Source organism: Paraburkholderia acidisoli (assembly GCF_009789675.1).
Lineage (GTDB): Bacteria > Pseudomonadota > Gammaproteobacteria > Burkholderiales > Burkholderiaceae > Paraburkholderia > Paraburkholderia acidisoli.
In genome coordinates, this window is sequence record NZ_CP046915.1 from 1,265,872 (window position 1) to 1,288,311 (window position 22,440).

The 22,440-nt window shown below is 64.3% G+C and carries 19 protein-coding genes; 10 read left to right on the top strand and 9 right to left on the bottom strand.

Annotation, left to right across the window (positions count from 1 at the left end):
* Positions 1-258: 258 nt before the first annotated feature.
* The 3 genes from FAZ98_RS27825 to FAZ98_RS27835 all read left to right on the top strand — a co-directional run bounded on the left by FAZ98_RS27825 (position 259) and on the right by FAZ98_RS27835 (position 3,909).
* Entirely contained in the window at positions 259-1,413 is a 1,155-nt protein-coding gene (locus FAZ98_RS27825; RefSeq protein WP_199272427.1) for a porin, read from the top strand.
* 198 nt (positions 1,414-1,611) lie between these two features.
* Complete coding sequence (locus tag FAZ98_RS27830) at positions 1,612-2,889, top strand: MFS transporter (RefSeq protein WP_158956113.1); 1,278 nt, start codon at positions 1,612-1,614, stop codon at positions 2,887-2,889.
* A 72-nt stretch (positions 2,890-2,961) separates the two neighbouring features.
* Positions 2,962-3,909 (top strand): alpha/beta hydrolase, encoded by a 948-nt coding sequence (locus FAZ98_RS27835; RefSeq protein WP_158956115.1) that lies wholly within the window; start codon positions 2,962-2,964, stop codon positions 3,907-3,909.
* 58 nt (positions 3,910-3,967) lie between these two features.
* Here FAZ98_RS27835 and FAZ98_RS27840 read toward each other — a convergent pair whose 3' ends face one another.
* From FAZ98_RS27840 to FAZ98_RS27870, 7 genes are all read right to left on the bottom strand, one after another.
* Positions 3,968-5,065: a mandelate racemase/muconate lactonizing enzyme family protein gene (locus tag FAZ98_RS27840; RefSeq protein ID WP_158956117.1), complete on the bottom strand. Its 1,098-nt coding sequence runs from the start codon at positions 5,063-5,065 to the stop codon at positions 3,968-3,970.
* On the bottom strand, positions 5,062-5,862 hold the full coding sequence (locus FAZ98_RS27845; protein WP_158956119.1) for an NAD-dependent epimerase/dehydratase family protein: 801 nt from the start codon (positions 5,860-5,862) through the stop codon (positions 5,062-5,064). The genes FAZ98_RS27840 and FAZ98_RS27845 overlap by 4 nt, the downstream gene beginning before the upstream one ends.
* Before the next feature lie 19 nt (positions 5,863-5,881).
* Positions 5,882-6,175, bottom strand: coding sequence for a Dabb family protein (locus FAZ98_RS27850; RefSeq protein WP_158956121.1), 294 nt, complete (start codon positions 6,173-6,175; stop codon positions 5,882-5,884).
* Positions 6,172-7,608, bottom strand: a complete 1,437-nt coding sequence (locus FAZ98_RS27855; protein ID WP_158956594.1) for an aldehyde dehydrogenase (NADP(+)) — start codon at positions 7,606-7,608, stop codon at positions 6,172-6,174. Before FAZ98_RS27855 ends, FAZ98_RS27850 begins: the two co-directional genes overlap by 4 nt.
* The gene (locus FAZ98_RS27860) at positions 7,602-8,054 is read right to left on the bottom strand and encodes a nuclear transport factor 2 family protein (protein WP_158956123.1); all 453 of its coding nucleotides are present in this window, start codon (positions 8,052-8,054) and stop codon (positions 7,602-7,604) included. The genes FAZ98_RS27855 and FAZ98_RS27860 overlap by 7 nt, the downstream gene beginning before the upstream one ends.
* A 158-nt stretch (positions 8,055-8,212) precedes the next feature.
* Positions 8,213-9,106 (bottom strand): aldose epimerase family protein, encoded by an 894-nt coding sequence (locus FAZ98_RS27865; protein ID WP_158956125.1) that lies wholly within the window; start codon positions 9,104-9,106, stop codon positions 8,213-8,215.
* Between the two features lie 37 nt (positions 9,107-9,143).
* Positions 9,144-10,745 carry an IclR family transcriptional regulator domain-containing protein gene (locus FAZ98_RS27870; protein WP_158956127.1) on the bottom strand — a complete coding sequence of 534 codons (1,602 nt, stop codon included), beginning with the start codon at positions 10,743-10,745 and terminating at the stop codon, positions 9,144-9,146.
* 159 nt (positions 10,746-10,904) lie between these two features.
* Between FAZ98_RS27870 and FAZ98_RS27875 the strand changes: the two genes are divergently transcribed.
* The 3 genes from FAZ98_RS27875 to FAZ98_RS27885 all read left to right on the top strand — a co-directional run bounded on the left by FAZ98_RS27875 (position 10,905) and on the right by FAZ98_RS27885 (position 15,440).
* Positions 10,905-11,711, top strand: a complete 807-nt coding sequence (locus FAZ98_RS27875; protein WP_158956129.1) for an RraA family protein — start codon at positions 10,905-10,907, stop codon at positions 11,709-11,711.
* Between the two features lie 926 nt (positions 11,712-12,637).
* Complete coding sequence (gene hcp / locus FAZ98_RS27880) at positions 12,638-14,326, top strand: hydroxylamine reductase (RefSeq protein ID WP_158956131.1); 1,689 nt, start codon at positions 12,638-12,640, stop codon at positions 14,324-14,326.
* Positions 14,327-14,378: 52 nt separating this feature from the next.
* On the top strand, positions 14,379-15,440 hold the full coding sequence (locus FAZ98_RS27885; protein ID WP_158956133.1) for a 2Fe-2S iron-sulfur cluster binding domain-containing protein: 1,062 nt from the start codon (positions 14,379-14,381) through the stop codon (positions 15,438-15,440).
* Positions 15,441-15,558: 118 nt separating this feature from the next.
* On the opposite strand, the gene FAZ98_RS27890 is transcribed toward FAZ98_RS27885, so the two are convergent.
* On the bottom strand, positions 15,559-16,380 hold the full coding sequence (locus FAZ98_RS27890) for an AraC family transcriptional regulator (protein WP_158956134.1): 822 nt from the start codon (positions 16,378-16,380) through the stop codon (positions 15,559-15,561).
* A 166-nt stretch (positions 16,381-16,546) separates the two neighbouring features.
* Between FAZ98_RS27890 and FAZ98_RS27895 the strand changes: the two genes are divergently transcribed.
* Genes FAZ98_RS27895 through FAZ98_RS27905 form a run of 3 tightly spaced genes read left to right on the top strand, consistent with a single transcriptional unit; the run spans position 16,547 to position 19,490 of the window.
* Positions 16,547-17,869 carry a tetratricopeptide repeat protein gene (locus tag FAZ98_RS27895; protein WP_158956136.1) on the top strand — a complete coding sequence of 441 codons (1,323 nt, stop codon included), beginning with the start codon at positions 16,547-16,549 and terminating at the stop codon, positions 17,867-17,869.
* Positions 17,870-17,916: 47 nt separating this feature from the next.
* Positions 17,917-18,270: a type 2 periplasmic-binding domain-containing protein gene (locus FAZ98_RS27900; RefSeq protein ID WP_158956138.1), complete on the top strand. Its 354-nt coding sequence runs from the start codon at positions 17,917-17,919 to the stop codon at positions 18,268-18,270.
* A gap of 14 nt (positions 18,271-18,284) precedes the next feature.
* On the top strand, positions 18,285-19,490 hold the full coding sequence (locus FAZ98_RS27905; protein ID WP_233272867.1) for an MFS transporter: 1,206 nt from the start codon (positions 18,285-18,287) through the stop codon (positions 19,488-19,490).
* 383 nt (positions 19,491-19,873) lie between these two features.
* On the opposite strand, the gene FAZ98_RS27910 is transcribed toward FAZ98_RS27905, so the two are convergent.
* Positions 19,874-20,794, bottom strand: a complete 921-nt coding sequence (locus tag FAZ98_RS27910) for a LysR family transcriptional regulator (RefSeq protein ID WP_158956140.1) — start codon at positions 20,792-20,794, stop codon at positions 19,874-19,876.
* A gap of 92 nt (positions 20,795-20,886) precedes the next feature.
* On the opposite strand from FAZ98_RS27910, the gene FAZ98_RS27915 reads away from it, so the two are divergent.
* Positions 20,887-22,440 (top strand): AMP-binding protein, encoded by a 1,554-nt coding sequence (locus FAZ98_RS27915; RefSeq protein WP_158956142.1) that lies wholly within the window; start codon positions 20,887-20,889, stop codon positions 22,438-22,440.

Sequence of the window (22,440 nt, forward strand, 5' to 3'; positions counted from 1 at the left end):
CGCTGGCATGCGCGAAATCCCGCGGATATGGGTCGGAATCTCAGGCTTTGGGATTGGAGGCGTCGGTCGCTCGTGGCCCGGGATTTCCAGACGCGCAGCGCCTCAGTAGGATGCGATTCCTGTTGAACGTGACTTGCCTGCCTGACTTACCTGCCATGTCAACACATCGGCCGAAACGTCGGCCAGCAAGTCGCGAGAAAAACAATCGTTTAGTTATTCGAAATAAAAATCCATCCCAGGAGACACTCAGTGAAGCATGTGAAGAAATGCGTTGTGCTTTCCGCGGCGCTTGCGCTGCCGGCGATCGGCCACGCGCAAAGCAGCGTCTCGCTGTACGGCGTGATCGATACGGGTTTTCTCTACGCCAATAACGTGAACGGCGGCCATCTCTACACGAGCCAGGCGGGCTGGTATCAGGGCAATCGCTGGGGCTTGCTGGGCGCCGAAGATATCGGCGGCGGCTATCAGGCGATTTTCCGGCTCGAAAGCGGATTTTCCGTGCTGAACGGCTCGATGGGCCAAGGCGGCGCGCTGTTCGGGCGTCAAGCGTACGTGGGCATTTCCGGCCCTTATGGTGCGGTCACGGCCGGTCGTCAATACGACGCGATCGTCGAATACGCGGAACCCGCGCGCGCCAACACAGCGCTGCTGATCAACCATCCTGGCGAATTCGACAACCTCGGCAACGACTATCGCCTGAATAACACGCTCAAGTTCGCCAGCGCCAATTTCCACGGCTTCAAGTTCGGCGGCATGTTCAGCCTGGGCGGCGTGGCGGGTAGTTTCGACCGAAATCGCGCGTATTCATTCGGCGCTTCCTACAATCAAGGGCCGCTGTTTCTCGGCGTGGCGTATCTCGACACTCGCGACCCCAACTTTTCGTACTACGGCAACAACCCGTCGTCGAGCACCACCGGCAACAACATGTCGGCGTATCGCATCTTTTCGGGCTATGCTTCGGCGCGCACGCTGGACACGCTCGCGGCCTCGGCGGGCTACACGCTCGGCGAGTTGAACGTGGCGGCCACCTACACGAACGTGCGCTACAGCGGGCTGGGCGCGTTCGCCTCGCTGAATCCGTCCGGTTATCAGGGCGTGGCGGCGTTCAACACGGCCGAACTCGCGCTTGGCTACGCGCTCACGCCTTCGCTGAAGCTGGGCGCGTCGTATCAGTACATTCACGGTGCGCCGGTGCGCAACGGCGACATCGGCAAGGTCACGTACCATGAGGCCGACGTTTCGCTCGACTATTTCTTCACGAAACGCACCGACGTGTACGTGATGGTGATGGGCCAGATCGCCTCCGGGAAAGACTCGACGGGGCAGGCGGCCGTGGCGCAACTCTGGGCGCTCGGACCTTCGTCGACCAGCCGCCAGATCGGCAGCGTGGTCGGCCTGCGCCACAAATTCTGATTGCAGCGCTCGCTTAAGCCCGCCTGGGCCTGCTAACGCCTACCCAAGCCCACTTAAACCGTGCGAGTCTCAGCGCTTGGGACTCGCCAGTGACTTCGAAACCCGGGGCCATTTCCCGAAACGAAGGCTGGCGCTACGATCCAGCCTACCGAGCCCTCGAACCATACGGGCGGCCAGGCAACATGGAGACATGAAGCAATGAAATTCCGCGGACAGTACCGCTCGACGATTCTGGCGATGTTGTTGCTCGCCACCGTCATCAACTATATCGACCGCTCCGCGCTGTCGATCGCCATGCCGTTCATCACGCACGACTACCATCTTTCCGCGAGCGAGAAGGGCATTATTTTCGGCGCGTTCTCGGTCGGCTATGCGATGTTCAACTTTCTCGGCGGCTACTTTTCGGATCGCTTCGGCGGCCGCAGCGTGTTGAGCTGGTCGATGAGCGGCTGGTCGGTCGCGTGCGCGCTTACGGCGGCCGTTTCCGGCTTCTGGTCGATGCTGGTGCTGCGTATCGTGTTCGGCATGGGCGAAGGCCCGAACGCGGCCACCTCGAACAAGGTCGTGAACACGTGGTATCCGATCGGCGAACGCGCGAGCGCCGCCGGCATCGCGCAATCGGGCGGTCCGATCGGCGGTGCGCTGGCGGGACCGGTGGTTGGTTTTCTCGCGCTGGCGTTCGGCTGGCGTGCCGCGTTCATGGTGATGGGCGTGCTGGGGATCGGCTGGGTGCTGCTGTGGCGCCGCCTTTCTACCGAACTCCCCGCGCAGCACGAGCGCGTGAGTCCGGCGGAACTGGCGCAGATCGAGGCAGGTCAGGAACCGGCTCGCGTCAAGCACGGACAGAAAGTGTCGATCCGCGAAGTAGTGACGAAGCGCGCGGTGCTCACGACCGGCATTTCGCTCTTTTGCTACAACTACGTGCTGTTTTTCTTCATCACGTGGTTCCCGAGCTACCTCGTGGATGCGCGCCATATCAGCCTGAAGAACATGAGCCTCGTCAGCTCGCTGCCGTGGATCACCGGCGCGATCGGCTTTATGACGGGCGGTTTGATCGTCGACGCCATTTATCGCCGCACGGGCCGCCGCATGATGTCGCGCAAGATCGTGCTCGTCACGTCGTTCCTGATCGCGGCGGCGTGCGTGGCGCTGACCGGCATCGTGGATGAAGTCTGGACCGCCGTGGCAGTGATGACGATCGCCATCGGCTTTCTCATGCTCGCCGGTCCCGCCTACTGGGCGATCATTCAGGACAGCGTGCCGCGTCATCAAGTGGGCACGGCCAGCGGTTTCATGCACGGTCTCGCGAATTGCTCGGGCATCGTCGGTCCCGCGATCACGGGCTTTCTGATCCAGAGCACGGGCAGCTTCGTGAGCGCCTTTGTGCTCGCGGGTGCCGTCGGTTTGATCGGCTCGCTGATTCTGGCGTGCTTCGTCAGCAGCAAGGAACAGATGGGCGTGCCGACGCCCGCGTGATTGAGCGTGGTAGCTCTCAACGCAACGGCGTATGTCCGCAAGGGCATACGCCTCTTTCATTTTTGGAGTGTCATGAGTGAGTTCAGCCCTGCCCTCAGTGAGGGCATGCGCGAGTTTGTCGATACCGCCGCGACGTTCCGCAGCGCGAGTGACGACTGGGCGGCGCGCCGCGCGGCGTTCGCGCGTCAATGTGCGCATTTCACGCCGCTGCCCGCGCGCCCGCTCGTCGTGGAAGATCGAACGATAGGCGGCGTGACGACGCGCGTGTACCAGCCCGCGCACGAAGCGCCCGAATGTGGCTGGCCGGTACTGGTTTACTTTCACGGCGGCGGCTGGACGATGGGCGATCACAGCACGCACGACTGGTTCGCACACGCGTTGCTGGCGCGCGCGGATCTGGCGATTGTCGCGGTGGATTATCGGCTTGCGCCCGAGTTCAGCTATCCGGCGCCGCTCGACGACGGCCTCGCGGTTTGGAACGCGATTGCCGCTTCTGCGTGGCCGTTCGATTCCGGGCGCGCGGCGGTATCGGGCGACAGCGCGGGCGGGACTATCGCCGCCGCGTTGTGTATGGCGTTGCGTGCGCGCGGCCAGGCGCAACCGCGCGCGCAGGCGTTGCTCTATCCGGTATTGAGCGCCGATACGGCGTTTGCGTCGATGCGCGAGCACGCGCTCGCGCCGATGCTGAGCGCGCAAGGTCTCGCCGATTCCATCGCGCTTTATTTGCCCGACGAACGCACGCGCCATACGGAAGAAGCGATGCCGCTCGCAAGCAAGGACTTCGGCGGACTTGCGCCCGCATTGCTGATCGTGGCGACGGAGGACGTGCTGCGCGATCAAGCCGTCGATTACGCGGCGCGCGTGCGGGAAGCGGGTGGCACGGCGGAAGTGCTTCTGGCCGAGGGTTGCGTGCATGGCGCACTGCGCGCGACCTATCTGCCGGAAGCCGTGGCGTGCTACGAGCGCATCGCCGAATTTCTGATCGCGTACGACGCTGCCGGGCGCACCGTGCAGAACTAAAAACGGCGGGCCAGCTTGACGCTGCCCGCCGCCTTTTCCCGGCTGAAAACGCGAACGCTTAACGAGCGCGTGCGAATCGCGAAACGACCGCTTCGTCGGGTGCGAGACCGATGCCGGGTGCGTCGCCGAGACGAAGCTGGTGGCCGGGCCCGATCGATGAAAGATCGATCAATTCCGCCGCCGGTTCGACATAGAGCCATTCGACCTGCAACATGTCGCGATGCGCGGTGGCCAGATGCAGCGTGGTCAGAAAGCCCGGCCCGAAATACGGGCTATGCGGCAGCACGCCCGTTTGCGCCGCGCGCGCCAGTTCGACGATCTCCAGAAACTCCGTCACGCCGCCGACCTTGCTCACGCTCGGTTGCAGATAATCGACCGCTTGCGCCGCCACGGCCTGCTGAAATTGCAGCGACGTGCACCAGTTTTCCCCGGCCGCGATCGGCACGCCGTGGTGGCGCAGGCGCGCGAGACGCGCGAAGTCTTCGGGCGGGAAAATGGGTTCTTCGAGCCACGAGATGCCTTCCAGCGCTTTCAACTGCTCGATATTCGCGAGCGATTGCGCGTCGGTCCACGCGCAATTCACGTCGACGGAAACGGGCGCGCGGCCATCCACGGCGGCGTGCGCCGTTTCGATTACCGCCATGTCGATTTCGTGCAGCTTGATGTCGGCGTAACCTTCGTCGAGCGCGCGGCGGCAGATCGCGGCGGCGGCGTCGCCTTCGCCGTAACGCACGAGGCTCGCATACGAGCGCAGCGTGACCGGTTCCGCGCCGCCCAGCGTTTTCCACAACGGCTCGCGCTTGCGCTTCGCGGCCAGATCCCACAGCGCCATGTCGACGCCCGAAATCGCGAACATCGTGATGCCGTAGCGGCCGAAGATATGCAACGCGCGCTGCGCGGCTTTGGTCCACGCCGGAATCGATTCGACCGTCGCGCCTTCGATCAGCGGCTTCAGACGCGTTTCGACCACGCTGAGCGTCGCGTCGGCCACGAAGTAACCGAACGCTTCGCCCCAGCCCACGTTGCCGTCGGTGTCTTCGACGCGGATCAGCACCGTTTCCATCGACTTCCACGCGGAAGGCGTGATGCCGAGTCCGCGGCCGCGATCTTCGAACGGCACTTCAACCACGCGCGCTTCAAGGGAACGGATTTTCATTGCGGTGTCCTGACGATAAGCGGCTTCGGCACATACGGGCCGCCCACAAAATCGGGGCCTTCGGAAGCTGGCATCGCTTCGCGCGCAACAAATGCGGGCGAGAGATTATCCTGCGCCGAATCCTGCGGCACGTAGCCGAGTTCGGTGGCGCGCGCGTTGTCGAAGAAGGGCGCGGCGCAGCGCGACACGCCGTACACGACTTCGTTCGACACGTCCGCGTGCTCGAGACCGACGCGGATCAGTTGCGCGAGATCGCGTCCACTCACCCAGATATGCTGACGGCGGCCGTCGCCGATCGTGTCGGTTGCGCTGCCGATGCGGATCGACATCGTCTTGATGCCGTGACGATGCGCGTAGAGCGCGCACGCGGCCTCACCGAACACTTTGGAGAGCGCGTAGAAGCCGTCCGGCGCAATGCTCGCGTGGTCGCCCGCGAAGCCGTCCACGCGATGCTGCCCGAGCACGTGATGGCTGCTGGCGAACACGAAGCGGCCGATGCCGTGTTCGCGCGCGGCGTCGAGCAGATAAAGCTGCGCGCGATAGTTGGCGTCGAGCGTGGCTTCGAAGTCGATGTCCAGGCTGTACGCGCAGGCGAGGTGCAGGATCGCGTCCGCGCCTTGCGCCGCGCGCAGCACGGCGTCGCGGTCGGCGATATCGCCCACGATGGCCGTTTCGTTGGCGGCCAGATCGCACGCCTCGCGCAGATCGAGCAGACGCAGGTTGTAGCGCTCGCGCAGGTACGGGCGCACGCGGGCGGCGACGCCGCCGGCCGCGCCGGTCACAAGTATCGTTTTCATCGCACTGTCTTCATGGTTTTCAACGAGTGTAGTCGCAGGCGACCCATTCGAAGTAGGTTTTCAGATCCGCGATGAGGGCCTGATGCGCCGGGTGCGGAAGATAGCGCTCGACGGCTTCGGCGTCGTCGAAGCTCGCTTCGAGCAGATAGTCCCAGCAGATCGGGCGCGCCAGTTCGTTGGCTGAGACGCGCCACGCGCGGATAAAGTCGATCTCGCCTTCGAGATTGCGCATGCGCTCGACCAGCGCGGCTTCGCGATGCATATCCTCGGCCACGTGTTCGAGACGGCGGAACATCACCACGTGCTGCATCATCGCGTGATCCCTCCGGCGTTGGCGTCCAGCGCCCATTGCGGCGCGTCTTGCAGCGCGACCGGGCGCAGGAAGCGTTCGATGGCCGCATAACCCACGGACGTGGTTTGCGGCTGCGTCGAAGCGGGCCATGGGCCACCGTGCTGTTGTGCGTCGCATACGGCTACGCCAGTGGGCACGCCGCCGAACAGCACGCGTCCGGCGATGCGCTGCGCGGCAGCGGCGAGCGCGCGGTTCGCGGGCGTGTCGGCTTCGGCGCCCCAGAGCGTGGCCGTGAGTGTGCCTTCCACGGCGGCGAGCACGTCGAGCGCCTGGGCTTCGTCGCGCACCTTCACGATTAGCGCGGCGGGGCCGAACATTTCCTCGCGCAACGCAGCGTTGGCGATAAAGGTGGCGGCGTCGGTTTCGTAGAGACGCGGCGCGGGCGTGGTCGCTGCCTCGTTTTCCGCCGATACCGCGAGACGCACGCGCACGCCCGCCTGCTCGGCGATATGTGCAGATGCCTTCTCGAAGCCGCCGCGCATCGCCTGCGTGAGCATCGCGTGCGGTTGTTGCGCGGCCAGCGCCTGGGCGAGCGCCGCGACGAAACGTTCGCCGTCTACATCGTCATACACGACGATCAGGCCAGGGCTGGTGCAGAACTGGCCGCAGCCGAGCGTGATCGACGCGGCCAGCGCAGCGGCGGGCGCATCGACGCCTTGCGCGAGCGCGGCGGGCGTGACCACGAGCGGGTTGATCGAGCCGAGTTCGCCGTAGAACGGAATCGGCAAACGTCGTGCATTGGCCGCGCGCCACAACGCCACGCCGCCCTGATACGAGCCCGTGAACGCAACGGCGCTCACGTCGGCGTGACTCACCAGATGTACGGCGGCGTCGCGCGAAGCCTGATCGACGAAACCGATCACGCCTTCGGGCAAGCCTTGCTCGCGCAGCACGTTGGCCGCGAGCGCATGCACGCGGCGCGAGAGTTCGGGATGGCCCGAATGCGGCTTGACGATGACGGTGCAACCGGCCGCGAGCGCCGAAGCCGTATCGCCGCCGAGCACCGAGAACGCGAACGGGAAGTTGCTGGCCGAGAACATGGCCACCGGGCCGAGCGGTGCGAGCACGCGCGTGAGGTGCGGTCGTCCCGCGGGCGGCGCGCCGGGCACCGCGGCGTCGTCGATCTGACGATGTGCGATGCCGCTATCGACGCGATCGGCGAAACCGCGCAACTGGAACGCGGTGCGCGCGAGTTCGCCATTCAGGCGACCCGCCCCGAGCGAGGTTTCTTCGTCGGCGACGGAAACCAGTGCGGCCTGGTTCGCTTCGAGTGCGTCGGCGAGACCGCGCAGCAGTCGAGCGCGCACGGCGGCGGGTGCGGCGCCGTATTGCGCCTGCGCGGCGTGGGCGCCTTCCACGGCGCGATCGATGATGGAGAATTGCGTGCTCACGATTTGGCCTCCAGGTGGTAGCCGCGTCCTTCGTAGTCGAAATCGACGAGTTCGTTGATCGCCACGGTCTTGTCGGCGGGCGAGGCGTAGTACGCGCGAATCTCCTTGATGCGGACGGTTTCCGGGTCGAATACGTACCACTCGTCGCCGCGCAGCGCAGTGTTGAGCTTTGACTTCCAGTGCGTCCACTCGATCACGGCTTCATGCGAGTCGTGCGAGACGAGGATCTTTTCGATGGTCCATTGCGAGCCGAGTTCGGCCACGCACCATTGCCATTTGCGCGCGATGGTGTCGGCGCCGCGCCACGGAATGTCGGGCAGCCCGGCCGGGAAATAGTGCACGGCATCGGGCGTGAAGCACGAGACGAGTTTGTCGTAGTCGGCCTCGTTGCAGGCGTCGAAGTAGCGGCGAATGAGCGCTGCGTAGCGGTTCGGATCGTGATCGGCCATGAGTGGCATGCCTCCTGTTGGGTGCCCGGCGCGCGAGGCGGCCAGGCATGATGGACTCTGGCCCACAGTGTAGAAGCGTCGGCTTGCGGCGTAGACGGGTAAGCGGGATTCGAGTCGGGGTGAGTCTCAGCATCTGGAATCGCACGCGAATCTGACTGCTAGCGGTTCGCTTTCCAGGAGAGCGTTACCTGCGCCGCGAAATTCGCGCCGGGTTCGAGCACATGCGTGCCCGTGCCTTCGATGTCTTGCGCCGCGAAATTGAAACCGTTCGCCACGTGACTGACAGGTTCGATGCAGCAAAAGCTTCCAGAGCGGGGCGCATAGGCCACGAGGTGCGTAAGCGGTGCTGCCGTGGCGAGACGCACGGTGCCGCCCGTGCGCGTGATGCTGGCCGAGCCGTTCCATTCGCTCGCATAGATCGCGCAGTCGCGGTCTTGCCAGTCGTTCGGCGTCAGCTCAGTGACGCCCGAGATGGGGAATGACGCGCCGGTGGGAACAAAGGCCGGGTCGAGTTGCCAGCGGCGGCTCGCCTGGAAGTGCACCGTTGAAGTGCTGTCGACGGCAAGAAACGGATGCCAGCCAAGCCCGGCCGGCATCGCGCGCGTGCCGGTATTGCGCAGCGCGAGCGTCACGTCGAGCGCTGCCGCATTCAGGGTGAAGACGATGCGCGCCTCGAACGGCCACGGCCAGTCTTCGCTCGCCTCGCTGTGCAGCACGAGTTCGGCGCGTTGAACTGTGTGCGAGGCGAGTTGCCACGCGCGGCGCTGCGCGTGGCCGTGCAGGCTGTTCGGCAGATCGAGCGGATGTGGCTTGAGCGCGTGGATTTCATTGCCGAAATTCAGGCGTGCGCCCACGATGCGGTTCGAGTACGGGATCAGCGGATACGCGCCGGCCTTCGGCCAGCCGTGCTCGGGCGCGTCCCACTTGTGCAGCGGCACGAGGAGATCGACGTTGCCGTCGTGCGCTTTCAGCGTGCACACGCGCGCGCCGAGTTGCGGCGCGATTTCGGCTTCGAGAATGCCGTTGTCGAGCGTGATACGGTGGTCTGGCAAGGTGAATTGCGTCATCGCTAAAGTTGTGAGGGAGCAATCAGGCGTCGAATTGCAGTCGCAGCAAATGCCCGGAGAGCGGGGCGCTCGCGAGCGATTCGATCGGTTGGTGATTGCGGTCGCTGGTGATGTAGAGCGCCGCACGCGCCTCGCTGTGGCGCACGAAGACGAGGCCCGTGGGCGCGGCCACGGGCAGACTCACGATGCGGTCGAGCGCGCCTTCCTCGGAGAAGCGCATGAGGCTCCAGCCGTCGCGCAACGCGGTCCACACACCGCCGCGATCGTCGAGCGCGACGGCCGATAGACGGCCCGATCCCGGCGGCATGGCCGCAAAACGGCGCACGCTAGACGAGCCCTGCCGAAGCATGTAGACGGTGCCGGATGCCGATGCCGCCGCATAGGCGTGCGTGCCGTCGGCGGACCATGTCATCGAGTCGATGACTTCGCTGAACTTCCACACGGCCTCGAAACGTTGCGACGCGTTCACGAAGCCGAGATGTCCGTGACTGCCACGCTGGAACCAGCCCCACGTGTGGCCGTGCGGATCGGTGCAGAGCAGCGTGATGTCGGGTTCGCTCCAGACGCTCGCGCCTTCATGCACGGTGAGGGTTTCGTCGGCGGCAAGCAGTAAATGGCGGCCAGCCTGAGCGAGTAGCAAGCCCTCGGGACGCAACTGCATGCCGGAGATGGGCGCGTCGAGCTGGCATACGATGCGGTCGGTCCCGACGCCGTCGGCGCCGGTTTCGAACGCATGCAGCGCGGGCGCGAGCGTGTCGGCCCAATAGAGCGTGCCGCGCGCGTTCCACCACACGGGAAACGCGCCGTGAAACGCCCACGCGGGACTCACCGCCGAAACCTCCTCGGTTTCCGTCGCGCGGCCGCCGCTTTGCAATTGCGCGCCCACGCGCCGCGCGGCCTCGACGAGCTCGGGACCGAGCAGTTCGAGCCGAGCGAGCGACATGCGGTAAGCCGGTCCCGCGACACTCAACGCGCCGCGCACGTGCCCCGCGTTATCGACGATGGGCGCCGCCACGCAACGCACGCCGAGCACGATCTCTTCGTCGTCGACGGCATAGCCGCGCGCGGCCGTGATGCGCAATTCCACCTGAAGGCGGCGGCGGTCGGTGATGGTGCGCGGCGTGAGCGCCGTCATCGTCACGTTGCGTAGCAGCGTGTCGCGTTCGTCGCGCGGCATGCGCGAGAGAATCGCCTTGCCCTGGCCTGTGCAATAGACGGGTTTGCTGCGCCCGAGCGCGGAGGCCGAGCGTTGCGAATGCGCGCCGTCGCAGCGCTCGAGCGAGATGACTTCGCTGCCGTCGAGCGCGGCGAGGTACGTCGTTTCGCCGGTGAGATCGCGCAGCGCGCGCAGCTCGGCGGTAGCAGCTGCGACCAGATCGGGCATCAGATACGAGTTGCGCACGAGTTCCAGATAGCGGAATCCGAGACGATAGACGCGATGCGTGGCGTCGCGCCGTAGCAGGCCGTGCTCGATCAGCGTGGCAAGAATGCGATAGAGCGTTGTTTTCGGCAGGCCGGCTGCGTCGAGCAGTTCCGCGTTCGTCATGCCATGCGGCGTCGCGCCCACCATTTCCAGCACCGTGAGCGCCTTCGATAGCGCTGCAGTTCCGTCTCCGACACTCATATTTCCACCTCTTGGGATTCACGGGCTAGCACGCCTGGATGGCCCGATCGATGCCCACGACTTTAGCAGTAGGATCGATCTCGTTGGGGCAGCAAACGCCTCGCAGTTCCACAAGTTGGAACTAAAGCCAGTTTTTTCGAAACCGTAACAGGAAATCCCATGACACTTCACGCTTACGCCGAGGGCCTCGACCATGAAGTCGACCGCGCCGTGCACGTCAGCGACGAAACGCTCGCACGTCTCGCCAAAATCAGCAGTGGCTCGCTCACCACGCAATTATTCAAGCGCGGCTTCCGTCAGCCGGCGTTGGTTGGCCTGCGCGCCGTCAATCGCGAAGTGAAGCCGTTCGCGGGCCGCGCGTTCACGATGCGCTTCATCCCTGCGCGCGAGGACATCGACACTTACGGCACGATGACCACCCGTCCGAACACCGACAATCTGCAATGGCAAGGCGTGGAGCAGGTACGCGAAGGCGACGTGCTGGTGATCGACAGCCGCGACGATCCGCGCGCGGCTTCGGCGGGCAATATCCTCATCACGCGTCTGCTCGCACGCGGCGCACGCGCGATCGTCACGGACGGCGCATTGCGGGACGGCACCGAAATCGCTCAAATGGCGCTGCCGGCCTACGCGCGCGAGATCACGGCGACCACGCGCATTTCGTATCACCATGTCGCGGACTTGCAGGTGCCGATCGGTTGCGCGGGCGTGGCGGTCTATCCCGGCGACGTGATCGTCGGCGATGCGGATGGCCTCACGGTGGTGCCCGCGCATCTGGCTGAGGAACTCGTGGAGATCTGCGAGAAGCAGGACGACATCGAGCACTATCTGGCGATGCGGATCGCCGCGGGCGAGGCGCTTTGGGGCGTGTATCCGCCGAGCGCGCAGTCGTATGCCGACTATGAGGCCTGGGTTGCCGGCGGCCGGCAAAAGATCGAAGCGCTGCCGCGCGTGGCAGGTCACTAACGCGATCGACAGAGGGCGAGCGTGGCACGAACCGGCGGCGGTTGCGCCGCAAAACTCGCTCGCCCCATACCGGGTGGCGGCGGGGAACGCGCTAGAGCCTGAAATGGCGAGCGCTCATCTTGGTGCTTGTCAACAGCGCGTGAGCAGTTGCTTTGGCTATCGTGTTGCGGAGGTGATTCTCGACGATCGTGGCCGGCGAGTCGATGAGCGGACGGCGATACTAGCCGTTTCTGCGTAGCAATTGTACGGAGAAGCTGCCTTCGGAGTCGGCCCGATTAACGCGGTCGCGGGATAGCGATCCTCATTCGGCAAGCGCGCAAGAATGCAACCACGTCGCTTGTCTGTCCACTAAAGGGCAGTCATCTATATCGTCGCAACGCGGCCGTGGAGAACCCTTGCAAATTTGCCCCGTTGCAGTTCATTTGCCATCGGACTGCCTGCGATCTACGGCGTTGCACGGCTGATTGTCCCGGAGCATTGGAAGGCGCGGCGGTTGACGGAACCCACCGCGCCCGGCGTCGTCAGGAATGCGGACGCACGGAGACGAGTTGCGGATGCGCTTCAAGTGCCTTGCGCGCTTTCGTCGCTTCATCAACGGTCACGGCGGGTGCCGCGTTGCTCCACTGATTGCGTACGGTAAGTCACGACGGCCGCAACTTGCGCGTCGGAGAGACTGAACGGACCGGGGCTTCTTCATTGCGCTTCGAACGCGCCGCATCCCTGCGACGTTTGCGCCCACTTTTCCCCGTTTCCTGTTCCCGCCGAGCGCTTTTCTGATCTACATCACGGCAAAACTCGCTTCGCCAAGCGACGATAAAAAAGATGCATTGAGATTGCATCTTACAAGAATGGCGCACCGATCCGTCAGTCGATCCTGAATCTGGACGCGTTGCGCCATCGACGTCACCCACGAAAAGGAGCAAGCCGTGTTTTGCTATCAATGTGAACAGACCGACCGCACTCAGGCCACGCCCGGTTGTGCATCGGCGAAAGGCAACTGCGGCAAGGACGCCACGACCGCCGACCTGCAGGATCTGCTGATTCACGCCGTGAAGGGCATCGCGCAATACGGCGCGCTCGCGCGCGGGCTCGGCGCACCCGACCGCGAAGCCGACCGTTTCGCGCTCTACGCGCTGTTCACCACGCTCACCAACGTCAACTTCAACGCCGGTCGCTTCGTCACGATGCTGCGCGAGGCCGGGCAGCATCGCGATCGCGTGAAGGCCGCCTATGAAACGCTCGTGTTCGCGCAAGGCGTGGCCGTGGAAGCGCCGCGCGGTCCCGCGCAATGGCAGCCGGGCAACGATCTGCCCGAATTGCTCGCGCAAGCCGCGCTCGTCGGCATTCTGGCCGGGCAGGCGGGTGCGGGCGGCGGCGTGAGCGACGACATTGTCGGCTTGCGCGCGCTCGTGCTCTACGGGCTCAAGGGCGTGTGCGCTTACGCGCATCACGCGCGCGTGCTCGGCTACGAGAGCGAGGTGGTCTACGAAGGCGTGGAAAACGCGCTCGTGTTCCTCGCGAGCGAGCCCACGGAGGCAAATGCGCTGCTCGAACACGCGCTCGCGCTCGGCAACCTGAACCTCACGGTGATGGAACTGCTCGACGCCGCGAACACGGGCCGCTTCGGCATTCCCGAGCCCACGGCGGTGCGCATGACGCCGCGCGCGGGCAAGGCGATTCTCGTTTCCGGCCACGACATGGGCGACCTCGAAGCGCTGCTCGAAGCCACGGCCGGCACCGGCGTGCAGATCTACACGCACGGCGAACTGCTGCCCGCGCACGCGTATCCCAGGCTCAAGGCGTATCCGCATCTGGCCGGCAACTTCGGCGGCGCGTGGCAGGATCAGCATGCCGATTTCGCGAACTTCCCCGGCCCGATCCTGATGACGTCGAATTGCCTGATCGAGCCGCTGCCGCAGTATCGCCAGCGCATCTTCACGACCGGGCCGGTGGGCTGGGCGGGCGTGCGCCATCTCGATCACCACGCGCATCCTGCCTTCGCGCCGCTCGTGCAGGCCGCGCGCGCGCTGCCGGGTTTTCATGCGGACGCGCCCGAGGAAACGGTCACGATCGGCTTCGCGCGCAACGCGGTGCTCGGCGTGGCCGACAAGGTGATCGACGCCGTGAAGGCCGGCCAGATCCGCCACTTCTTCCTGATCGGCGGCTGCGACGGCGCCGCGCCCGGCCGCAACTACTACACCGAGTTCGCGCAGGCCACGCCCGCCGACACCGTCGTCATGACGCTCGGCTGCAACAAGTACCGCTTCAACCGCCACGCGTTCGGCGAGATCGGCGGCATTCCGCGCCTGCTCGACGTGGGCCAGTGCAACGACAGCTATTCGGCCATCCAGATCGCCATCGCGCTCGCCAACGCGTTCGAGTGCGGCGTCAACGACCTGCCGCTCACGCTCGTGGTTTCGTGGTTCGAGCAGAAGGCCGCGGCCGTGCTGCTCACGTTGCTCGCGCTCGGCATTCGCAACATCCATCTCGGTCCCACGTTGCCGGCGTTCCTCACGCCCAATGTGCTCGACATTCTCGTTGCGCAGTTCGGCATCAAGCCGATCGGCGATGCGCAAACCGATCTCGCTGCCGCGCTCGCGCGCCAGGCCGCGTGATGGCATCGACCGATCGAATGGATAACCTGCCGACAGGGACGAAGCGAACACCATGAGTTATCGAATCGAGTTGATGACGCGCGACGGCGAGGCATTCGGCTTTGCCTGCGAGCCGGGCCAGGACGTGCTGGCGGCGGCCGCGGCGGCGGCGATCCGGTTGCCGTCGCAGTGTGGCCGCGGCAGTTGCGGCGCGTGCCACGCGAGCGTGACCGAAGGCGAGTTCACGCTCGGCGACCACAGCGCCGACGCGCTCGCGCCCGGCGACCGCCACGCCGTGCTGCTGTGCCGGACAACGCCGTCGAGCGACCTGCGCATCGTCGCGCCGTACGACCGGAGCAAGGTGCTGCTGCAACCGGTGGCGGTGCGCCGCGCGCGCATCGTCGCGCTGGAAACCGTCGCGCAGGACACGCGCCGTCTCGAACTGTTGCTCGATGCGGACGAGGCGAACGGCAGCGCGGCGGAATTCGAAGCGGGCCAGTTCGTCGAGCTGGCGTTGCCCGAGGCGGATGCCGATGCGCATGCCAAAGGATCGGTCGATGATGAACCGCTGCGCCGCCCGTTCTCGCTCGCCAACACGAGCAACTGGGAAGGGCGCCTCGAGTTCCTGATCCGGCTGCGGCCCGAGGGCGTGTTTTCCGCGTATCTGCGCGAGCGCGCGCAACCCGGCGACGTGCTCACGGTGCACGGCCCGCAAGGCGGCTTCGGCCTGATCGCCGGCAGCCTGCGGCCGCGCTGGTTCGTGGCGGGCGGCACGGGTCTCGCGCCCGTGCTCTCGATGCTGCGCCGCATGTCCGAGTGCGAAGAGATGAACGAGGCGCGGCTCTTTTTCGGCGTGAATCGCGCGAGCGAGCTTTGCATGATCGACGCGCTGCGCGAGTTGCAGGTGTCGCTGCCGCAACTGCGCGTGGAGTTGTGCGTGCGCGAGCCGCACGATCGCGACGACGCCTGGCTCGGCACGCCCGTCGATGCGCTGGCCGCCGCGCTGGCGGGTTGCACGGCGTCGCCCGACATTTACGTGTGCGGGCCGCCCGGCATGGTGAGCGCGGCGCAGGCAGCGGCCGCGGCGGCGGGCGTGCCGGCGGCGCAGTTCGTCTGCGAGCGTTTCACCGCCTGAGCATGCCGGCCGGGAAACGCTGCGGCGTTCGAGCGATTCCCGCCCGTGGTTTTTTCGACCTCACTGGCGCGGGAGGTTTTTTTGCCTGACGATTCAACGATCTCTCATGTCGATTCAGTCAGTGCGAGGCGGGCGCGGCCAGCCGGCTCGCGCCGCTCTGTTCGCGGCCCCGCATATAGATCTGCGGGCTGCGGCCCATTTCCAGGCGAAATGCGTAGATAAACGCGGACGTAGAGCCGTACCCAAGCTCAAGCGCGGTGCGGGTGACATCCATCCCGCCGCCCAGCAGTTCGACCGCCCTGAAGAGCCGCATGCGTCGACGCCACGTGCGCAGGCTCATGCCCGTCTCCGCCAGGAACCTTCGCGCGAGCGTGCGTGCCGACATGCCTAACACGTTGCCCCATTCATCAGGGCCGCGCGGGTCGGCCGGATCGGCATACAAGGCTTCGCAGAGGCGGGCGAGCGTGTCGTCGCGCGGCCACGCCAGCGCGGCGGGTAGGGGCCTGGCGCGGGCGAGCTGGTCGAGGATGAGGCGCGTAATCCTGCTCACGTACCCGTCCTCGTCCGGCTGGCCTTCGATGGCAGCGGCTTCGACGATCAGCGCCTTGAGCAGCGGCGACACGGCAAAGACCATCGGGCTTTCGCCTGCCAGCGCGCGGCCGGTGGCGTCGTCGATCCAGAGGCTGCGGAATTCCGCGCCCAGCAGCGAGCCGACGCGATGGCGCAAACCCGTGGGCAACCACACGGCCTGTTCGGGCGAGATGACCAGTGATTCGCCTTCGGATATCACGGTCAAGGCGCCCGAGATCGCATACACCATCTGGTGCCAGCGATGGGCGTGTTCCGGGAAGGAGTGCCGCGCGGGGATCGACTGGACGCGGACTTTCAGCGGCTGTGGGGGTAGGAGACCTGCGGGTGCCTCAATGGTTTTCCAGTTCATTTCAGTCTGCCTGATTTGGCAGATATTCTATACATTGTGGCAACGAGTCGAAAGGCAGTCATCTCGATAACTGGTTTAATTGACAACCGTCTTTTGAGCCACGACTCGCGCCACAGGCATTTTGGCGACGCGAAGGCCTTGGGGAATATTTGGAGTTTTACGTGTTATGGCCCGTTTTGACCGCTACGACCTGCCGCTTTCGACAACCTCCGATCTTGCTGCTGAGCGTTATCGCGCCGGCGTAGATCTGCTGCTGTCGCTCTGGCCTGGTGCGGGTGAGGCGCTCGACGAAGCGATTGCTGCCGATCCCGATTTCGCGCTCGCGCATGCCGCACGTGCACGTCTGCATGCGATCAGCGCCCAGCCGGCAGATGCGCGCGCGAAGATCGCGATCGCGCTCGAAGTCGTCGGCCGCTATGGGACCGAGCGCGAGCGTAGCCACGTGCAGACCCTTTCGTATGCGATCCACGGCCAGTCTGCGAAGGCCCTTGCCAGTGCACTCGAGCACACCGACAAGTGGCCGCGCGACATCGTGATCCTCTCCATGCCGCTAGGCGCGTTTGGGCTCTTCGCTTTTTCCGGCATGGCCGACCACGACCAGGCACGCGTCGATCTGTGCGAGCGGCACGCCCGTCATTTCGGCAACGACGACTGGTGGTTCCTGACCTACCGTGGCTGGGCGCATGGCGAAAACGGTAACGTTGCGCTGGGGCGCGAAATGACGCAGCGAGCACTGGAACTGCGTCGACATAACGTCAACGCCGTGCACGCCGTGGCCCACGTTCTTTACGAAACCGGCGCGAACGACGACGCGCAGACCGTCATCACAGGTTGGCTGCCGGAATACCCGAAGTCCGGCGTGCTGCATGGCCACATCGCGTGGCATTCCGCGCTGATTGCGCTGGAGCGGGGCGACACCGCGCGTGCACTCGCGGTGTATGACGAGCATGTCGCACCTTCCGCGTCTCAAGGCACACCGGTCAATATCGTCAGCGACACCGCCTCTTTCCTCTGGCGCATGCAGGCCTACGGTCACGCCGTACCCGCAGGCAAGTGGGACGAGGCGGCGAACTACGCTTCTGGCTATTTCAAGGATGCCGGGTTCCCCTTTGCCGATTTCCATATGGCATTGCTCGCCGCGGCGACCGGCGATCACGCAGCCGTGGCCGCTCGCGTAAGCGCACTGAACCAGTTGATCGAGCAGGGCGGCTTGCCGGGAGGATCCATGGTCCCCGCAATTTGCCGGGCAGCGGTGGCGTTCGCCGACGAACAGTATGGCTTGGTTGCCGAAATTCTCGAACCGGTGGCGCATGAGGTAGTGCGGATCGGCGGCAGCGGCGCGCAGCGCGAGATCGTTCAGGACACCTTGCTGGTGGCATTGATGCGCAGTGGCGAAGCCAGGAGGGCGCGCGATCTGCTCGACCGGCGTTTGCGTCGCCGCCCCTCGCCGCGCGATGCGCGCTGGCGCGAACAACTGTCGGTAGCCTGAATTCTGGCGGGCGAATGGTCTGCTGAATTAGCAGCGCTTGCCGGCCGTTGATCGAACCGCAGGATCGGCTCGACGAAAAACTGATTACGGTGCCGGTCAACAAGGAGCGACTCGATATCTACACGCGTTTTCTGCTGCCGGCTCAGTGCACGCCGAATTTTCACCGCACGGCCGAGCAGATCGAGTTGATGCTGCAACTCGTGGCGGCGCGACGCGGGGTAGCGGATACGCGATCCGCACGGTGTGGCTCGGCGAACAAGGTATTCACAAGCAGATTCACCTTGGCGTGCGCCACGGTGACGAAGAGATTGCCTGCATCGCAGGATTTTTTGATCTGGCTCGTCGAACGGGATTTGAAGCAGGTCGGCAGTGAAGCGTGTATCACCGCAGTTTGTGAGTGAAAGGAGCGATTGAAGTGAGTCTTGAAGGCGTGGAAGCGGTGCCAGTATCTGGCACGAGTCGCTCGCGGGGGAACATCGCGCGATTGACGATCGCGCAGGCGTTGGCCGGTGCAAACTCCACCGTCATTTTTGCAACGGGGGCGATCATCGGGAATCTGCTTGCCCCCAGTCCGGAATTGGCGACATTGCCGATCTCGGTGTTTGTGGTCGGAATGGCGGCGCTGTCACTCCCCGCCGGGTTGATGTCCGAGCGCCATGGTCGGCGTCCGGTCTTTCTCGCCGGTACGGCGTGTGGCGTTGTCGTCGGATTGCTGGCAGCGATAGCCGTCGTGCTCAGTTCGTTCTGGCTGTTTTGCACTGCGATGTTTTTTGGTGGTGCCTACGCCGCAGTGGTGCTGTCGTTTCGCTTTGCCGCCGCTGATTGCGCCGAACCCGACCAGCGCGCACGCGCATTGTCGCTGGTCATGGCCGGAGGTGTGGTTGCGGGGGTCATCGGGCCGCAATTGGTGACCTACACGATGAATCTGGCGCCGCCTCACACGTTCTCAGCGACGTTTCTGGCGCAGGCGGCCGTCGCTGCTCTCGCTGGCGTTGTGCTCGCAGGTGTGGATATTCCAATGCCATCGGTGGCGGATAGGGCGCGGGGGCGTCCGATTCTCACGATTGTGAGGCAGCGATCCTTCATGGTCGCTGCCGTGTGCGCAATCGTGTCCTATCTGCTCATGAACTTCCTGATGACGGCGGCACCGCTTGCCATGCAGATGTGCGGTCTGCCTCAGATTTCATCCAACCTGGGTATCCAGTGGCATGTCATCGGCATGTACGCACCCGGTTTCGTTACGGGAAGATTGATCGCGCGATTCGGTGCGCGTCGTGTCGTAGCGGCCGGATTGGTCTTGACAGCAATGGCGGCATTGACGGGGCTGCACGGCGTTGATGCGAGTCATTTCTGGGTGGCGTTGATACTGCTCGGCGTCGGGTGGAATTTCGGATTTGTCGGCGCTTCGGCAATGGTGCTTGAGTGCCATCGCGAGGAGGAGAAAGCGAAGGTGCAATCGCTTAACGATTTTATCGTGTTCGGCACGATGGCGATGGGCTCATTCCTCTCAGGCAGTCTATTGACGTCTTATGGATGGAGTGCTGTTTTGCGGCTCACGTTCATTCCCATCGCACTGGCAGCTTTTGTGTTGCTGGTGGCAGGGAGGAGTCGGGACGCGTAAGACTTGTTCCGCGGGCTCAGAGCAGCTCCTTTCCCCTTTGACCATCAGACGATGGCACTCCTCGATCTCACGGTGGATTGACTATTTGTTCTGTGCGACCTGCCCACTGTCGCGATGACTGTCGCATATCGACGGCAGATTCAACCGGTCGATGCAACAGCTGGAATCTGCGTGAGCAGCGGAGCTGTTGCAAATGAAGCAGGATAATTTGCCCCCCGCCGGTCGTATTGACAAATAGCGGCGGCTCAAGCCGCAGAAAATGAATAGGCAACTCACCTCTCGGCGTCACGAGTCTGCCGCAGAATTGGATTCTGGCTGGCTCCACAGAGGGCGGCATAAATCGAGCGTCAACCATCCCCGTCAAGCCGGTGTCGGCCTGGTTTCTAGCGACGAGCTTTCGAGCTGTTCGGCATCGTGCCGTCGATGGATCTGAGAATGTCGATTAAACGCGTCGCTAGCGGAGAAACAAAACCGCCCGACCGGTGAATCGCGCAGACCTCGCGCTTGAGGTCCAGTTCGGTGTCGGCAAGCGGCAGATGAATGACGCCGCGTTGCGGATTCTCGGGATCGTGCCCGGCGATGCACAGCATCTGCGATCCGCGCACGAGTTCGAGAAGCGCTGGAATGGCGAAGTCGGTCTGAACCCGGATCGACGGTTCCGGCAATCCCTGACGTTTGAATGCGCTCGACACCAACTGCCGTATGGCTGCGTTGGAGCCGGGGAGTAGCCATTCCTGTCCCAGCAGATCTTTTAATTTCACCGACGACTTTTCCCCTAGCGAATGGTTCTTGTCCGCCATGAGGTATAGCCGGTCGTTGAATAGCGGGGTGGTTTCGAAGTATTCGATTGAGACAGCGGGCGCGGGTGCAATGGCCAGATCGAGTTCGCCCGCCGAAATTTGCCGGAACAGATCGGTCGCGATATTTCGCCGAAGCCGCAGCTTGGCCGCCGGCCGTTCGTTGAGCAGACGTCGACAGCTCCTTAGGATAAGCGTATCCGGAATGGACGGCGAATAGCCCACTCTCAGAACGCCAAGCTCGCCCGAGTGAATGGCGGCTAACTCCTTCAGTGCGTCGTCGAAATCGAGCGTGATGCGCCGTGCACGCTCGATAAAGGCTTTCCCATAGGGCGTCAACGCAACCCCGGTCGGGTTGCGCATGAAAAGCGGCACGCCGACCTCCGCCTCGATACGCTTGATCGCCTTGGTCAGCGCCGGCTGGCTCATGCTCAGCGCTTCCGCCGCTTTGCCTACGCCGCCACAGCGCTCGACCTCCAGCAGATACTCCAGATCCCGTGTCTCCATGTCATTCCTGATGGTTATGACTTTATTCCATTCGCTTAATTGCGATGATGACCCTCATGTTACACAATGAATCAAACACATTGGAGACAGGCATGAGCTTCGCGTATTTTCTGCGCCGTGCGGCGACCTATTGGGGCGATCACGCGGCTGTCATGCAAGCCGATCGGGCCATCACGTATCGGCAGTTGGACGAACGGTCGAATCGACTCGCCAACGCGCTGCTAGGCCTTGGATTGCGGCAGGGCGACCGGGTGGCCGTGCAGTCGCGCAACTGCATCGAACTCGTGGAAATTGAATGTGCCTTGTATAAGGCGGGGCTCGTCAAGGCCGCCTTGAATCCGCGCTTTACCGCGGCCGAGGCAACGGACGTCGTCTCGAACTGCCTGCCGCGCGTCATCATCGCGGGGCAAGGCTTCACGCATTATTCTCCTCAAACGGAAGGCTTCGATTCCATCGAAACCTTCGTGGCGATCGGGCAGGGCGCCGAAGGTTACAACGGCTATGAGGCGCTGCTCTCGCGCGCTTGCGCATCGATGCCGGACGTCCAGACGTCGAACGACGATTTGGCCGTTCTGCACTTTTCTTCAGGCTCCACGGGCAAGATCAAAGCCGCGATGCATTCGGTCGGCAACCGGCTCGCTTCGCTGCGCAAATTGCTGGTCGGCATGGACGCATTGCCGCGTCCGGGCGACCGGCTCGCGCTGGTCGGTCCCGTCACGCACGCATCGGGCATGCTGATGCAGCCGTATCTTTTCTGTGGCGCGACGCTCGTGCTGTTCGACCGGTTCGAGCCGGCGAATTTCCTTGCCGATCTCCAGCGACTCAGGATTACGCATACGTTCCTCGTGCCGGCAATGGTCAACATGCTGTTGCAGGAACCCAGCCTCGCTCGCACGGACCTCGGCGCACTCAAGCAACTCGCCTACGGCGCCGCGCCGATGGCTCCGGCGCGGATTCGCGAAGCCTGGGAGCGTTTTGGGCCCGTGCTGTCGCAAGGCTACGGCGCGAGCGAATCGACATCCGGCGTGACCCGGCTCACGAAGGCGGATCATGCGCACGCCATCGCGCATCAGCCGGAGTTGCTGGCGTCGTGCGGACGCCCGCTCGGCGAAACGGAGGTGTCCGTAGTGAACGAATCGGGCGAGCCGGTTTCCGGCGACGATATCGGCGAGATCGTCATTCGCGGCGACGACGTCTTCCAGGGCTATTGGGGCGCGCCCGAGCTGACGGCCGAAGTTCTCGTCGACGGCTGGCTGAAGACCGGCGACCTCGCTCGTGTAGACGAGCGAGGCTATATCTATCTCGTCGACCGGAAGAAGGACATGATCATTTCGGGCGGCTTCAACGTGTATCCGACCGAAGTGGAAGCCGTGCTTTATCAGCATCCGTCCATCATGGAGGCCTGTGTATTCAGCATTCCTGACGAACGCTGGGGAGAAGGCGTGAAAGCCGCCATCGTGCTGAAGCCTGCCGCAAGCGTGACGGCCGACGAGATCGTGTCCTACTGTCGCGAACGGCTCGCCGACTACAAGCTGCCGCGTTCGATTTCGTTCGTCGCCGAACTGCCGCGCAACCCGAGCGGCAAGATCGCGCGCAAGGTCGTGCGCGAGCAGTACTGGACCGGTTCCGATCGTCGCGTCAATTGA

Bases quoted from the DNA above. Each gene is read 5' to 3' on its own strand.
- FAZ98_RS27845 (WP_158956119.1), bottom strand. From the start codon at position 5,862: ATGAAAACGATACTTGTGACCGGCGCGGCCGGCGGCGTCGCCGCCCGC.
- FAZ98_RS27835 (WP_158956115.1), top strand. From the start codon at position 2,962: ATGAGTGAGTTCAGCCCTGCCCTCAGTGAGGGCATGCGCGAGTTTGTC.
- FAZ98_RS27830 (WP_158956113.1), top strand. From the start codon at position 1,612: ATGAAATTCCGCGGACAGTACCGCTCGACGATTCTGGCGATGTTGTTG.
- FAZ98_RS27885 (WP_158956133.1), top strand. From the start codon at position 14,379: ATGAGTTATCGAATCGAGTTGATGACGCGCGACGGCGAGGCATTCGGC.
- FAZ98_RS27860 (WP_158956123.1), bottom strand. From the start codon at position 8,054: ATGGCCGATCACGATCCGAACCGCTACGCAGCGCTCATTCGCCGCTAC.
- FAZ98_RS27890 (WP_158956134.1), bottom strand. From the start codon at position 16,380: ATGAACTGGAAAACCATTGAGGCACCCGCAGGTCTCCTACCCCCACAG.
- FAZ98_RS27870 (WP_158956127.1), bottom strand. From the start codon at position 10,745: ATGAGTGTCGGAGACGGAACTGCAGCGCTATCGAAGGCGCTCACGGTG.
- FAZ98_RS27875 (WP_158956129.1), top strand. From the start codon at position 10,905: ATGACACTTCACGCTTACGCCGAGGGCCTCGACCATGAAGTCGACCGC.
- FAZ98_RS27840 (WP_158956117.1), bottom strand. From the start codon at position 5,065: ATGAAAATCCGTTCCCTTGAAGCGCGCGTGGTTGAAGTGCCGTTCGAA.
- FAZ98_RS27915 (WP_158956142.1), top strand. From the start codon at position 20,887: ATGAGCTTCGCGTATTTTCTGCGCCGTGCGGCGACCTATTGGGGCGAT.
- FAZ98_RS27895 (WP_158956136.1), top strand. From the start codon at position 16,547: ATGGCCCGTTTTGACCGCTACGACCTGCCGCTTTCGACAACCTCCGAT.
- FAZ98_RS27850 (WP_158956121.1), bottom strand. From the start codon at position 6,175: ATGATGCAGCACGTGGTGATGTTCCGCCGTCTCGAACACGTGGCCGAG.
- FAZ98_RS27910 (WP_158956140.1), bottom strand. From the start codon at position 20,794: ATGGAGACACGGGATCTGGAGTATCTGCTGGAGGTCGAGCGCTGTGGC.